This window comes from Massilia sp. Masssp93 (assembly GCF_059491295.1).
Window position 1 is genome coordinate 5,128,499 of record NZ_CP168502.1, and the last position, 13,985, is coordinate 5,142,483.

The 13,985-nt window shown below is 68.3% G+C and carries 10 protein-coding genes; 7 read left to right on the forward strand and 3 right to left on the reverse strand.

Going from position 1 to position 13,985, the window contains the following annotated elements; genetic code table 11:
* Positions 1-156 precede the first annotated feature (156 nt).
* The 6 genes from ACEN9Q_RS21170 (at position 157) to ACEN9Q_RS21195 (ending at position 9,677) form a co-directional block, all read left to right on the forward strand.
* Positions 157-963, forward strand: a complete 807-nt coding sequence (locus tag ACEN9Q_RS21170) for an ABC transporter permease (RefSeq protein WP_495625934.1) — start codon at positions 157-159, stop codon at positions 961-963.
* Positions 963-2,183, forward strand: coding sequence for an ABC transporter ATP-binding protein (locus tag ACEN9Q_RS21175; protein WP_495625935.1), 1,221 nt, complete (start codon positions 963-965; stop codon positions 2,181-2,183). The genes ACEN9Q_RS21170 and ACEN9Q_RS21175 overlap by 1 nt, the downstream gene beginning before the upstream one ends.
* Complete coding sequence (locus tag ACEN9Q_RS21180) at positions 2,180-3,427, forward strand: FkbM family methyltransferase (protein ID WP_495625936.1); 1,248 nt, start codon at positions 2,180-2,182, stop codon at positions 3,425-3,427. Before ACEN9Q_RS21175 ends, ACEN9Q_RS21180 begins: the two co-directional genes overlap by 4 nt.
* A 3-nt stretch (positions 3,428-3,430) precedes the next feature.
* Positions 3,431-6,337, forward strand: a complete 2,907-nt coding sequence (locus tag ACEN9Q_RS21185) for a glycosyltransferase (protein ID WP_495625937.1) — start codon at positions 3,431-3,433, stop codon at positions 6,335-6,337.
* Between the two features lie 6 nt (positions 6,338-6,343).
* Complete coding sequence (locus ACEN9Q_RS21190; protein ID WP_495625938.1) at positions 6,344-7,867, forward strand: hypothetical protein; 1,524 nt, start codon at positions 6,344-6,346, stop codon at positions 7,865-7,867.
* A gap of 103 nt (positions 7,868-7,970) precedes the next feature.
* Positions 7,971-9,677: a histidine kinase famiy protein gene (locus tag ACEN9Q_RS21195; protein WP_495625939.1), complete on the forward strand. Its 1,707-nt coding sequence runs from the start codon at positions 7,971-7,973 to the stop codon at positions 9,675-9,677.
* 74 nt (positions 9,678-9,751) lie between these two features.
* Here ACEN9Q_RS21195 and ACEN9Q_RS21200 read toward each other — a convergent pair whose 3' ends face one another.
* Positions 9,752-11,206 (reverse strand): DEAD/DEAH box helicase, encoded by a 1,455-nt coding sequence (locus ACEN9Q_RS21200; protein ID WP_056449862.1) that lies wholly within the window; start codon positions 11,204-11,206, stop codon positions 9,752-9,754.
* Between the two features lie 361 nt (positions 11,207-11,567).
* Here ACEN9Q_RS21200 and ACEN9Q_RS21205 point away from each other — a divergent pair, with 361 nt between their 5' ends.
* Positions 11,568-12,392, forward strand: coding sequence for an EF-hand domain-containing protein (locus ACEN9Q_RS21205; RefSeq protein WP_495625940.1), 825 nt, complete (start codon positions 11,568-11,570; stop codon positions 12,390-12,392).
* 311 nt (positions 12,393-12,703) lie between these two features.
* Here ACEN9Q_RS21205 and ACEN9Q_RS21210 read toward each other — a convergent pair whose 3' ends face one another.
* Both ACEN9Q_RS21210 and ACEN9Q_RS21215 read right to left on the reverse strand, forming a co-directional pair.
* Positions 12,704-13,321: an LON peptidase substrate-binding domain-containing protein gene (locus tag ACEN9Q_RS21210; protein ID WP_056449865.1), complete on the reverse strand. Its 618-nt coding sequence runs from the start codon at positions 13,319-13,321 to the stop codon at positions 12,704-12,706.
* 52 nt (positions 13,322-13,373) lie between these two features.
* Positions 13,374-13,820: a cupredoxin domain-containing protein gene (locus ACEN9Q_RS21215; protein WP_056449902.1), complete on the reverse strand. Its 447-nt coding sequence runs from the start codon at positions 13,818-13,820 to the stop codon at positions 13,374-13,376.
* Between the last annotated feature and the right edge of the window lie 165 nt (positions 13,821-13,985).

A 13,985-nucleotide genomic window follows, 5' to 3' on the forward strand; every position in this document is an offset into this window, starting at 1 on the left:
GGCCCGGAACCGGTGACATCCGGACCAAACTTCGTTACAACTGTGCTAATTCGTGTGGCGGTACCGTAGAGTATAATCTCGCGCTCACTGGGCCTTGCCACTTATGAAGAACCACCCCACGTACTCTGCAAAGGCGCGGCCTGCCGGGACCGCGCCATGATGTCTCCCCTGATGCTGCGCGGCCTCTGGGCCTACCGCGGCTTCGTGCTGGGCAGCGTCAAACGCGAATTCCAGTCGAAGTACAGCAACGCGGTGCTGGGCGCGCTCTGGTCGCTGCTGTCGCCCCTCGCGATGATCGTCGTGTACACCGTGATCTTCGCGGAGGTCATGCACAGCAAGCTGCCCGGCGCGGCCGCCGACGCGCACTACGCCTACAGCATCTGGCTGTGCGCGGGCGTCCTCACGTGGGGCCTGTTCGCCGAGATCGTCGCGCGCGCCCAGGGCATGTTCATCGAACAGGCCAACCTGATCAAGAAGGTCAGCTTTCCCCGCATCTGCCTGCCGCTGATCGTCGTGCTCTCCGCCACGCTCAACTTCGCCATCATCTTCGGGCTGTTCACCGTATTCCTCGTCGCCTCGGGCGCCTTCCCCGGCTGGATCTATTTTTCCATCCTGCCCGTGCTCGCGGTGCAGGTGCTGCTGGCGATCGGCCTCGGCATGATCGCCGGCGTGCTGAACGTGTTCTTCCGCGACGTCGGCCAGTTCGTCACGATCGCCATGCAGTTCTGGTTCTGGCTCACGCCGATCGTGTATCCGGCCACGATCCTGCCGGCCGACGTGCGTGCGCTGCTGGGCTTCAATCCGATGGCACGGGTGATAGCCGCCTACCAGGCCGTGCTCGTACAGGGCGCCGCGCCCGACTGGCGTTCCCTGTTCCCCGTGTTCGTGCTCGCCGTCGTCCTGTGCCTGTTCGGCCTGCGCCTGTTCCGCCGCCGCGCCGGCGAGATGGTGGATGAACTCTGATGGGCGCGATCGTCGTCAAGGGCCTGGGCAAGGCCTATAAACAGTATCCGACGCGCTGGTCGCGCCTGGCGGAATGGGTCGTCCCCGGCCGCCCGCGCCACAAGCTCAAATGGGTGCTGCGCGAGATCGAGTTTGCCGTCGCGCCGGGCGAAGCCGTGGGCCTCATCGGCATCAACGGCGCCGGCAAGAGCACGCTCCTGAAACTGATCACGGGGACGACGCAGCCCACGACCGGCACCGTCTACATGGAAGGCCGCGTGGCCGCGTTGCTGGAACTGGGCATGGGCTTCCATCCCGATTTCACGGGCCGCCAGAACGTCTACATGGCCGGCCAGCTGCTGGGCATGACGGTCGAAGAAATCACTGCCCTGATGCCGGACATCGAGGCCTTCGCCGAGATCGGCGACTACATGGACCAGCCCGTGCGCGTGTACTCGAGCGGCATGCAGATGCGCGTCGCCTTCTCCGTCGCCACCGCGCGCCGGCCCGACATCCTCATCGTCGACGAAGCCCTGTCCGTCGGCGACGCCTACTTCCAGCACAAGAGCTTCGACCGCATCCGCCGCTACCGCGAGCAGGGCACGACGCTGCTGCTCGTCTCGCACGACAAGCAGGCGATCCAGTCCGTGTGCGACCGCGCCCTCCTGCTGGACGGCGGCCGCCTGGCGAAGGAAGGCGCGCCCGAGGAGATCATGGACTACTACAACGCCCTGATCGCCGAGCGCGAGAACGCGACGGTGCGCCTGCAGGCGACGGAGACGGGCAAGGTGCAGACCGTGTCCGGCACGGGCGAGGCGACCGTCGCCGACATCGCCCTGCTGGATGAAGCGGGCGAGCGCGTGGAAGTCGTCGACGTCGGCGCGCCCGTCACGCTGCAGGTGACGGTGAAGACGAACGCCGCGATCCCGCGCATGGTCCTCGGCTACATGATCAAGGACCGCCTCGGCCAGCCGATGTACGGCACCAACACGCACCTGAAGGAACTGCCGCTGGACGACGTGGCGGCCTTCGAGACCGTCGTGTACCGCTTCGCCTTCCCGATGAACCTGGGACCGGGCAGCTATTCGGTGGCAACGGCCATCGTCAGCACCGAGACCCACCTCGTCAACAACTATGAATGGCGCGACCTGGCGCTCGTGTTCACGGTCGTGAACATGCGCCGTCCGTATTTCGAAGGTTCGGCCTGGCTCGACCCGGCCGTCGACATCCAACGCACATGAGATTCATCTCCTACGCCCAGAACAACGAGGACGTGCTGCTGTGGCGCGCGCTCGGCCACGTCCGGGACGGCTTCTACATCGACGTGGGCGCCAACGATCCGGTCGAGCACTCGGTCACCAAGGCCTTCTACGACGCCGGCTGGCGGGGCATCAACATCGAACCGCTGCCGGCGCACATCGCCGCCTTCGACGCGCAGCGCCCCGGCGACGTCAACCTGGCCGTCGCCGCCGGCAGCGAGACCGGCACGCTCACCCTGTACGACGTGCCGGCCGTGCGCGGCTGGGCCTCGCCCGAGCGGTCCGTCGCCGACCAGCACCGCGCCGAAGGCCACGCGGTGGCCGAACTGACGGTGCCCGTGCGCACCCTGGCGGACGTGTGCGCGGAACACGTGCGCGGCGACGTCCACTTCCTGAAGATCGACGTCGAAGGCTTCGAAGGCGAAGTCCTGCGCGGCATGGACTTTGCACGCTGGCGTCCGTGGGTCCTCGTGATCGAGGCGACCCTGCCGAACAGCCGCGCAACCAACCACGCGAGCTGGGAACACCTGGTCACGAGCCAACGCTACCGCTACGCCTGGTTCGATGGCCTGAACCGATATTACGTGGCCGAGGAACACGCGGAACTGATGGACAGCTTCGGCATCCAGCCGAACGTGTTCGACGACTACATCTCGCACCACCTGGACAAGGCCTGGGCCGCGAACCGCGCGGCGACGGCAGCGCTGCACGAGACGCAACTGCAGGCCGACACGACGCGCGCGGAACTGCACGACATGATGCAGTTCGCCGAAAACCTGGAACTGGAAAAGCAGGAGGCGCTGGCCGAAGTCGCGCAGCTGCGCCACGATCTCGCGCAGGCACACGCCAGCGGGCAGCAGGCCACGCTGTGGGCGCGCGACCTCGAGCAGCGCCTGACGGCGACCTTGAGCAGCACGTCGTGGAAGGTGACGCGGCCGCTGCGCATGGCCGGCAGCCTCGTGGCCCGGCTGCGCCGGCCCGGCCTCGCGCGCCGCGTGCTGACGCGCGTGACCAAGAACCAGCGCATACGCCGCGCGCTGATCCCGTTCCTGCTGCGCTATCCGGCGCTGAACCGGCGCGTGTCCGGCGCACTGCAGGCCGTCAAGGGCAGCCTGCCGCATCCGGTCGTGAACATCGACGTCCCCGAAGAACTCAGGGGCCTGCCGGCCTCGGTCCGCAACGTGCTGGCCGACCTGCAGCGCGCCCGCAAGCACACAGGCAGTTGAACCATGCGTATCGTGATCGACTTCGACGACGGCCAGGACCGCATCGAGCCCGCGGCCCTGCTGCTGGCCCAGGACCTGGTCCGCGACGGCGCCGGCCATGACATCTGGCTGGCCGTGTCGAACCGCTCGCACGTGGCGGTGGAAACGCTGCGTGCCGTCTTCAAGGAGCGCCTGCGCGTATTCGACTTCCCGTCCAATCCGCGTTACGCCGCCGCGGTGCGCATCCACGCCTTCGCCGGCCTCGCGCCGGACGTCGTGCTGACGCTTGCCCGCGCCGGCCGCGCCCGCGCGATGCCGGGCGCGCCGTTCGCGCACATCGTGTCCGCGCCCGGCACCGAGAGCGCCGGCGCGCTGTGGACCCGCATCGCCGCCGGCGCGGCGGAAAGCGCGACGCCGCCTGCACCCGTGCCTGCACCGGACGGCCGTCCGAAACTGGCATACGTGTCGCCGCTGCCGCCCGTGAAATCCGGCATCGCCGACTACAGCGCGGAACTGGTGCCGGCACTGGCGCGGTATTACGACATCGACCTCGTCGTCGACCAGGACAGCGTGCACGATCCCCGCGTGGCGGGCTTCCCGCAAAGGAGCCCGGCCTGGCTGCGCGAGAATGCGCACCTGTTCGACCGCGTGCTCTACCACTTCGGCAATTCGCACGCGCACCAGCACATGTTCGAATTGATCCGCGACGTGCCCGGCATCGTGGTGCTGCACGATTTCTTTTTCTCGGGCGTGCTGGACAACCTGGAAAACGAAGGCTATCTGCCGCAGGCCTTCCTGCACGCGCTGTACGAATCGCACGGCTTTTCCGGCCTGCTCGACCACGCGAAGAACGGCCGCAATCCGGCCATCTGGAAGTACCCCGTCAACAAGGGCGTGCTGGACGCGGCGGCCGGCGTGATCGTGCACTCGGATTTCTCGAAGACGCTCGCCCGCGACTGGTACGGCGAACAAACGGCCGCGGACTGGCGCACGATCCCGCTGCTGCGCGGCCGCCCGGAAGGCAGTATCGGCCCGGACGCCCGCGCCGCCGCGCGCGCCCGCCTCGGCCTGGCCGGCGACGACTACCTCGTGTGCACCTTCGGCATGCTGGGCCGCACGAAGCTGAACGAAGAACTGCTGGACGCCTTCCTCGCGTCGCCGCTCGCGCTCGACGCGCACTGCAAACTGGTGTTCGTCGGCGAGAACGATCCGAGCCCGTACGGCGGCGAGCTGCTGCGCAAGGCCGGCGCCAGCGCGGCCAGGGAGCGCATCCGCATCACCGGCTTCGTCGACGCCGCCGCGTATGCGGACTACCTGGCCGCCGCCGACTGCGCCGTGCAGCTGCGCACGTCGACGCGCGGCGAGACGTCGGCGTCCGTGCTCGACTGCCTGCTGTACGCCCTGCCGACCATCGTCAACGCGCACGGCTCGACGGCCTCGATCGACGACGCCCTGCTCGTCAAGCTGCGCGACGACTTCACGGTGCCCGAGCTGGCCGAGGCGCTGACCCGCCTGCACGGCGATGCCGGCGCGCGTACGCAACTGGGGCAGCGCGCCCTCGCCCACATGGACGCCGAGCACGCGCCGGCGCGCGTGGGCCGGATGGTCTTTGACGCGATCGAACACTTCACGCGCACTGGCAGCCATGCGCATTACCGCCGGGTCGTGCGCGCCGCGGCGCCGGTATGCCCCGACGGCGAACTGGCGCCGCTCGCCGCCGCCATCGCGTTCAACCGCGCGCCCGTCGCGCCGCGCCAGTTGCTGGTCGACGTCTCGGCCCTCGTGCAGTCGGACCTCAAGACGGGTATCCAGCGCGTCGTGCGCAGCGTCCTGCTGGCGATGCTGAACGATCCGCCGCCGGGCTTCCGCATCGAACCCGTGTTCTCTCACGGCGGTGGCAATGCCTACCGCTACGCGCGCCAGTTCGCGCTGCGCCTGACGGGCAGCGCCGGCCTGGCGCTGGAAGATGCGCCCGTCGACCTGCGACCCGGCGACGTGTTCCTCGGCCTCGACCTGTTCACGAACGGCACGTCGCAGAACGAGGCGCTGCTGCGCGCGATGGCCGACCGCGGTGTATATATCCACTTCGTCGTGTACGACCTGCTGCCGATGCTGCGCCCGGACGTGTTCCCGTTCGGGACCGAACAGTATTTCGGCGACTTCCTGCGCACCGTGCACGCCGTGTCCGACGGCGTGATCTGCATCTCGCGCGCCGTGGCCGACGAACTCGCGGCGTGGTACGACGGCCAGGGCCTGCGCCGGCGCCTGCCGCTGCAACTGGGCTGGTTCCACCTGGGCGCCGACATCGACGCCAGCGCGCCGAGCACCGGCATGCCGCCGGACGCCCACGTCGTACTGGACGCCCTCGCCCCGCGCCCCACGTTCCTGATGGTCGGCACGGTCGAACCGCGCAAGGGCCAGGCCCAGGCGCTGGCCGCGTTCGAAGCTTTATGGGAACGGGGCGTGGATGCCAATCTCGTCATCGTCGGCAAGGAAGGCTGGATGGTCGAGCAGCTGGCCGCGCGCATGGCCGATCATCCGGAAAAGGGCAAGCGCATGTTCTGGCTGGCCGGGATCTCGGACGAGATGCTGCTGAAACTCTACGCCGGCTCGGCGGCGCTGCTGGCCGCGTCCGAAGGCGAAGGCTTCGGCCTGCCGCTGATCGAGGCGGCGCAGCACGGCATCCCGATCGTCGCGCGCAACCTGCCCGTGTTCCGCGAAGTCGCGGGCGAGCATGCGTATTACTTCGACGGCCTGGCCCCCGCCGACCTGGCGCGCGCGATCGAGGACTGGCTCGCCCTGAACCGTGACGGCAAGGCCCCCGCCTCGACCGGCATGCCGTGGCTGACGTGGGACCGCAGCGCGCGCCAGGTGATCGACACCGTCATTGGCGGCAAGTGGTATCGCACGCTGCCCGGCACGGACGCGTGATCCGCGATGCGGCCCGTTGACGACCCCGCCCTGCGCCGGCTCCCCGCGGGCTGGCGCGCGTGGCGTTTCCCGGCCGCGCTGCTGGCCGCATTGACCATCCTGTTCTGCCTGAACCAGCCCATCCTCGGCGGCGACATGCTCGAGTACACGCTCGACACGGTCGCCATCGCGCACCACGGCACGCCCGACATCCGCCTCACCGACATCGCCGCCGTGCGCAAGCTCGTGCCGCAGATCGGCTGGGCGTTCGATCCGCTCGAACAGGACATGCGCGCCGGCGTGAAGAACGTCTATCCCGCCTTCGCGCGCGGCCGCGGCGGCGCCGTTTTCAGCATCCACTTCTTCGGCTATCCCGCACTGGCCGCGCTGCCGCTGCGCGTGTTCGAGACGGTGGGCATTCCGCCGCTGAAGGCGTTCCAGGCCGCGAACTACGCGGCGATCTTCGTGCTCGGCCTGGCGCTGCTGCGCTTTTTCCGCTCGGCCGCGAGTGCGTCGCTGGGCGTGCTGCTGTTCCTCGGCTGCGGCGGCATGCTGTACATGAACCAGACGAGCCCCGAGTGCGTCGGCGCCGCGTCGCTGCTGGCCGCCCTGCTGTTCTGGCTGGGCGGCGCGCCGCTCGCCGGCGGCATCATGGCCGGCCTCGCGGCGCAGCAGAACCCCACCATCGTGATGTTCTTCGCCTTTGCGCCGCTGGTGAAACTGTGCGCCGACTGGCGGCGCGACGCGGGCGTGAAGGCGAACGCGAAGGCGCAGCTCACCCGCGCGAACGTCATCGGGCTCGCGGCGGGACTGGCCGTGTTCGCGCTGCCGCCGCTGTTCAACCTCGTCCAGTTCGGCGTACCGAACATCATCGCGCGCAGGTTTTCCGACCCGGCACTCATCAGCGGCACGCGCCTCGTCTCGTTCTTCTTCGACCTGAACCAGGGTGCGATCGTCGCGCTGCCCGGCGTGACGGCGGCGCTGCTCGCGTGGGGCTGGCGGCGCCGCTCGATCGCGACCGGGGCCGCCTGCCTTGCCCTCGTGCTGGCGCTGATCCTGCCCGCGCTGGCCGTGTTGAACTGGAATTCCGGCGCGGCCGGCGTCATGCGTTATGCATTCTGGGCCGGCATGCCGCTGGTGCTCGCGCTGCTCCTGCGCGTGCGCACACACGGACGCTGGCCGCCGCTGCTGGTGCTGTGGCTCGTGCTGGCGCAGGGCGGCGCCATGGTGAGTGCGGGTACCTATTCGTACGTCGAATTCAGCCCGCTCGCCCGCTTCGTGCTGGCCCATGCGCCGAACCACTACCATCCGGAACCCGAGATTTTCGCCGAGCGCATGGCGCACAACGACGACTACATCCAGCCGGAGAAGGTCTATCTCTACCGCCCGGCCGGGCTGCCGGCCAAGGCGCTGTTCAACGCGGAGAACGAGAACGCCGGCGCGCAGCTGTGCGGCCCGGGCCGCACGCTGGCGCCGGGCAACCGCATCGTCGCGAGCAGCCACGGCTGGCGCTACCTGGACGGCGATCCCGTCTGCGTGCCGGCGCGCTGACGCAGGCGCGCCGCGTCAGTGCGGTCGCGAACAGTACGGCGCAGGCGTGCGCCCTAAAATTTGCACCATCGGGCCTTGGCGGCTGAAGCGAAAGGATCGCGCGATGGTGATGGGACCGGACAAGCAGGGAAACCTCCAGAAGGCGGTGGACGAACAAGGCGGCGGCCAGAGCTTCGGCGTGCCCGCGGCCGGCGAAGTCGAGGGCAATGCCTACGAACCGATGGGCACGCCCGGCGTCAACCACTGGCAGGCCAGCTACATCAAGCGCGACGGCCTGGACGACCGCGGCAACATCTTCTTCGCCGCCGTCGCGATGACGCGCATGCCGATGACCATCACCGACCCGCGCCAGCCGGACAACCCGATCGTGTTCTGCAACGGCGCCTTCCTCGACCTCACGCATTACAAGCAGGAAGACGTGGTCGGCCGCAACTGCCGCTTCCTGCAGGGCCCGCAGACGGACCGCCGCACGGTGGACGAGGTGCGCAAGGCCGTCGCCGAACAGCGCGCCGTCGCCGTCGACATCCTGAATTACAAGGCCGACGGCAGCGCGTTCTGGAACGCCCTGTTCATCGGCCCCATCTTCGACCAGGACGGCCAGCTGCTGTACTTCTTCGCGTCGCAGATGGACATCTCGGAGCGCCGCCAGAGCCAGGAATCCCATCTGCAGGCGCAGAAGATGGAGGCGATCGGCCAGCTGACGGCCGGCATGGCGCACGACTTCAACAATCTGCTGCAAGTCATCAACGGCAACCTTGAAATCGCGCTGATCAGCCTGGAGAAGCCGGACATGGCGCGCAATGCGCTGGAACGGGCGCAGCGCGCGGCCATGCGCGCCGCGCGGCTCACCCAGCAGCTGCTGACGTTCGCGCGCAAGCAGCGCCTGGAGCCCGTCCCCGTCGACATCAACAACCTCGTCGTGGAATTCTCCGAGATGCTCGTGCGTACGCTGGGCGACAGGGTCGACCTGCGCCTCGACCTGCGCCCCGGCCTGCCGCTGTGCGACCTCGACCCGACGCACCTCGAAATGGCCCTGCTGAACGTGCTGATCAACGCGCGCGACGCCCTCCCGGACGGCGGCGAGGTGACCGTGGGAACGGCGATCGTGCGCGGCGCAGACCGCGTCAAGGCGCATGGCCTGGACCCCGGCACGTACATCATCCTGTGCGTGATCGACCACGGCATCGGCATGCCGCCCGAGGTCCTGCGCCGCGCGACCGAGCCCTTCTTCACGACCAAGGGACCGGGCACGGGCCTCGGCCTGGCAATGGTGCACGGCTTCGTGCAGCAGTCGCACGGCCGCCTGGAAATCGACAGCCGGGCGGGCGAAGGCACCACGGTGCGCATGATCTTCCCCGTGGCCGACAATGCCCCGGACGCCGCCGGCGGCGACGGCCAGGATCAGCCCGCCGCCGCGCCGGACGGGGACGGCGCGGCGGACAGCCGGCCCAGCGTGCTCGTCGTCGAAGACAACGACGACGTGCGCGAACTGGCCGAGAGCGTGCTGGGCATGGCCGGCTACACGGTGCTGGCGGCCGCCAGCGGCGAACAGGCGCTGACCCTGCTGCGCGAGGGCGCGCGGGTCGACCTGCTGTTCACGGACGTGATCATGCCGGGCGGGATGAACGGCCTGCAACTCGTCGACGAGGCGCGCCGGCTGCGCCCGCGGCTGCCGGTGCTCGTCACGACGGGCTATATGGACGAACTGCCGGAATGCGGCAAGGGCCGGCGGCTGAACGTCCTCGCCAAGCCGTACAAGCATGGCGATTTGCTGGCGCAGGTGGACGCGGCGCTGGGAAGGGAGATGTAGGGTGGGCACGCCGTGCCCGCGCGTAACGTATGCGGTACGCGAACGTTACGCGTGGGCGAAGGGCCGCCCCCGCCCTACTGCTTCGGCAAGCCGCCCAGCAGCGCGGCCAGTTTGGGCTTCGGCTTGCTCGATGCGGCCGGTGCCGCGGCCGTGTCCTTGCGCGGGGCCGCAGCCGGCTCGTAGGGCTTGAGGAACCACGGATCGACCTTGTCGCGACGCGGCGCGCCCATGCTGCGCGGGCCGCGTTCCGTGCGCTCCGGACGTTCGCCGCGCGGGGCGTCGGTCTCGCGGCGGCCGCCGCGGCGGTCGGCAGTGCGATCGGGACCGCGCTCGCCGCCGCGCGAGGGCGTGAAGCCGGTCAGCTCGCCGCGCGTGATGGTCTGCTTGATCAGCTTCTCGATGTCGGCCAGCAGGCGCTCGTCCTTGTCCGAAAACACGGACAGCGCATCGCCCGTGGCGCCGGCGCGGCCGGTGCGGCCGATGCGGTGCACGTAATCCTCGGCGTTGTACGGCAGGTCGTAGTTGATCACGCACGGCAGGTCGGTGATGTCGAGGCCGCGCGCCGCGACGTCGGTCGCGACGAGCACGTCGATCTCGCCGTTCTTGAATGCGTCCAGCGCGGCGATGCGCTCCTGCTGGGTCTTGTCGCCGTGGATGGCGGACGCCTTGATGCCGGCCTGCTCGAGATAGCGCGCCAGGCGCGAGGCGCCGATCTTGGTGTTCGAGAACACGAGGACCTGCTTCAGGTCGCGCGACCGGATCAGGTGCTCGACGACGTTGCGCTTCTGTTCTTCGTCCACCTTGTACAGCACCTGCGTGATCGCGGTGTTGGTAGCGTTGCTGCGCGCGACTTCGATCAGGAGGGGCTCGTTCAGGAAGCTGGCCGCCAGCTTCTTGATCTCGGGCGAGAACGTGGCCGAGAACATCAGGTTCTGGCGCTTCTTCGGCAGCAGGTTGATGATGCGCTGCAGGTCGGGCAGGAAGCCCATGTCGAGCATGCGGTCGGCCTCGTCCATCACGAGCATCTGGACCTGGCCCAGGCTGATGTTCTTCTGCTCCACGTGGTCGAGCAGGCGGCCCGGCGTGGCGATGACGATCTCGACGCCGCGGCGCAGGACTTCGGTCTGCGGCTTCATGTCCATGCCGCCGAAGACGACGGTGGAGCGCAGCGGCGTGTGCTGGGCATAGGCCTTGACGTTCTCGGCGACCTGGATCGCCAGTTCGCGCGTCGGCGTCAGCACCAGGGCGCGCACGGCATGGCGCGCGGGCGACATGCTCGTGTTGGCGTGCGGAAGCAGCAGCTGGATGATCGGCAGCGAGAAGCTGGCCGTCTTGCCGGTGCCGGTCTGGGCCGCGCCCATGACGTCGCGGCCCTGCAGGACGATGGGGATCGCCTGGGCCTGGATCGGGGTCGGATGGACATAGCCCTGGTCCGACAGTGCGCGCTGGATCTCAGGCGCGAGGCCGAAATCGGCGAAGCGCACGGTCGGTGCGCCGCCAGCTTCAATAGTGGTCGGTGTTTCAGACATGTTTTCTTTCGGGCAATGAATCGTTGCGTTCTACGGCCGGGCTGCTGCCCTGGCAGGGCCAACGCGGGAAAACCGGGGTGACGGGACGCGCCTCGCGCGGCTTGGCCGGGAGCGGCGAATTGGCTGCCTGGTCAGCGCACACGGCGCCGCACGGACGTAGAGAGTCTAAATCGCGCTCAAGGTTACCTCAAATCGTACCCTCTGTATATGAAATCCGCGTTTTTGGCGGCACATTGCAATAATTTCATCTTGGGCTCTTTACATTCCTTTACCCGGCTTTACACCGCCAGGCCTGCGCGCCGGACCCCGCCGGGCCGATAATTCATGCAGTCAACAATTCCGCTTAGCAAAGGATTTCAACATGGTTGCGAGCATCAGCAGCAGCAATACCGGCAACGTGTCGAACTGGGCCGATTCGGTCTTTTCCAAACTCGACACGAAGAACCAGGGATATATCGAAAAGAGCGACCTGCAAAGTGCGCTGTCGGCGACGGACGACTCGGGGTCCACGCAGTCGAGCGACATCGACGACGCCTTCAGCGCCCTCGACGGCGACGGCGACGGCAAGGTCACGAAGAGCGAATTGACGGACGCGATGACCAAGCTGTCCGACCAGCTGGGCGCCCAGTTCGATGCGTCGCGCGTGCACCGGGGCGGCGGTATGCGGCCGGATGGTCCGCCGCCGGGCCAGGACGGCCAGGACAGCCAGGACGGCAGCACCGTCGATGCGGCCAGCGCCAGCAGCGGAACGCAAGGGATGCAGGGTGCCGGCGGCCCGCCACCGGGCGGCCCGCATGGCCACCATGGCGGTGGCGGTGGCGCCACGGATTCGACCGGCTCCGCCAGCTCGACCAGCGGCACGAGCGGCACGACCGAAGCGGCCGACACCAACGGCGACGGCACGGTCAGCGCGGAAGAGCTGGCGGCGTACGAGATCTCGCAGGCAAGCACGGCGGCTTCGAACGATTCGAGCAGCGCGAACAGCTCGAACAGCTCGAGCACGAGCAGCGACGGCACCGGCACGAGCGCCACGAACGGCAGCACCGGCACGTCGAAGACCCACCACGAGCGCGACCCGATGCGCGAATTCGCACACGCGCTGCAGTTGCTGAAGGCATATGCAGACAACAGCAGCGACGGCACATCGTCGACGGACACGAGCAGCAGCGTCAGCGTCGAAGCGTGAGCATGAACGTCGAAGCGTAAGTGTAAGCGTGCCCGTGACCATGTCCGTCGAAGCGTCAACGTCGCCGCATAAATAACCACCGTCGTCCCCGCGCAGGCGGGGACCCAATTTCTGCACGCATCGCAGCAGTGCGCAAATTGGATTCCCGCCTGCGCGGGAACGACGGTTTTTCGTCCCGAAACGACGGTTTTTCGCGAGGGAACGACGGCTTTCTGTGCGGGAGTGACGGTTTTCGCAAGAAAATGACGATTTTTTGCCGGAGCAACGTCGTTCAATAAAGAGCAGACCGCGACGAGCCCATGCTCATCGAATCAGGACGTGATGAGCCCATGCTCGTCGAGCACATCGTGCAGAAGCTCCAGCCGGATCATCGGATTGTCCAGCATGAGCATGCTCTGCTTCTGGTGATTGGGCAGCGGCAGCAGCTCGCACCAGCGGTTGGCCACCCAGCCGCAATCGTCCAGGCGAAACGGCGGCTGCACCGGCCAGCGACTTTGCGGCACGTCGTGCAATGACGCCAGCACCCGGTCGAGCGCGTCGGCCGCGCCCTTGAGGTCGGACGGGATGCGCACGACGTGGTCGTCTTCCAGCAATTCGGCCTCGGCCATCCACAGGCCGTTCGTGCGGCGCTCGCTGTCCAGCACGTTGAAACGCGCGCCGCCGCGGCACACGACCTGCAGCAGGCCGGGCGTGGACGCCGTCGTGTCCTGCACGGACGCCAGCGTGCCCGCGGCCGCGAATTTTTCCTGGCCCTGCGGGGTGCGCACTTCCTGGCCGTGGGTCAGGAGCACGACGCCGAACGGCTCATCCTCGGTCAGGCAATGGCTGATCATGTCGAGATAGCGCACCTCGAAAATCTGCAGCGGCAGCACGCCGTCCGGGAACAGGACCGTGCTCAGCGGGAACAGGGGTAACGTGATCGTGGCCATGGGCGCATGATGACAGATTCGCCGCGCGGGACGGAGCACGATTGCTCCCTTCTCAGCCCTCCGGTCCTTCGATCGGCAAGGTGCGCACGGCGTCGGCCAGGACGCGCAGGCGCCAGCCCAGCCGCCCCCAGCCCGGGTCCGGATGATCCCCCACCCGCACCGTGACGAAGTGGCCGGGCGCCACGTCGCAGGCGTACACATAATCGCCGGCCTGCTCGAACGGCAGGCGCAGCGCGTGGCCCGGCAGCACGAGCACCTGGCCGAACACGTGCGGGACGGCGTCGCGGTTATGCAGCAGCAGGACGTCGCGCACGCCCAGCGCCAGGCGCACCTCGGCAGGCACGAAGCCGGCGCCGTGCGGAAACGCGAAGGTGCGCTCGCGCGTCGGATAGCGCAGCGGCGCGAGGGCGGCCCACAGCAGGAGCGCGACCAGGGCCAGCGCGGCGCCCCAGCGCACGCGCTGCAGCAGGCTCGCGTCGGTGGAAAGGTGGGAATGCATGGGCATGGCGTAAAACGCTCATTGTAGCCGCAGCACGGCCGGCGCCGCCCTGTTGTGCGCCCGTCCCGCCCGACCATGCGTATCCTGTACAGGACGGCGCGCTTGCCTTGCCGGCAACGGATCCATATCGCCACCGCCTTGTCGAGTACGCGTAAAGCAGTCATG

Coding starts and splice junctions, on each gene's coding strand:
- ACEN9Q_RS21185 (WP_495625937.1), top strand. CDS start 3,431: ATGCGTATCGTGATCGACTTCGACGACGGCCAGGACCGCATCGAGCCC.
- ACEN9Q_RS21175 (WP_495625935.1), top strand. CDS start 963: ATGGGCGCGATCGTCGTCAAGGGCCTGGGCAAGGCCTATAAACAGTAT.
- ACEN9Q_RS21210 (WP_056449865.1), bottom strand. CDS start 13,321: ATGGCCACGATCACGTTACCCCTGTTCCCGCTGAGCACGGTCCTGTTC.
- ACEN9Q_RS21200 (WP_056449862.1), bottom strand. CDS start 11,206: ATGTCTGAAACACCGACCACTATTGAAGCTGGCGGCGCACCGACCGTG.
- ACEN9Q_RS21190 (WP_495625938.1), top strand. CDS start 6,344: ATGCGGCCCGTTGACGACCCCGCCCTGCGCCGGCTCCCCGCGGGCTGG.
- ACEN9Q_RS21170 (WP_495625934.1), top strand. CDS start 157: ATGATGTCTCCCCTGATGCTGCGCGGCCTCTGGGCCTACCGCGGCTTC.
- ACEN9Q_RS21215 (WP_056449902.1), bottom strand. CDS start 13,820: ATGCATTCCCACCTTTCCACCGACGCGAGCCTGCTGCAGCGCGTGCGC.
- ACEN9Q_RS21180 (WP_495625936.1), top strand. CDS start 2,180: ATGAGATTCATCTCCTACGCCCAGAACAACGAGGACGTGCTGCTGTGG.
- ACEN9Q_RS21195 (WP_495625939.1), top strand. CDS start 7,971: ATGGTGATGGGACCGGACAAGCAGGGAAACCTCCAGAAGGCGGTGGAC.
- ACEN9Q_RS21205 (WP_495625940.1), top strand. CDS start 11,568: ATGGTTGCGAGCATCAGCAGCAGCAATACCGGCAACGTGTCGAACTGG.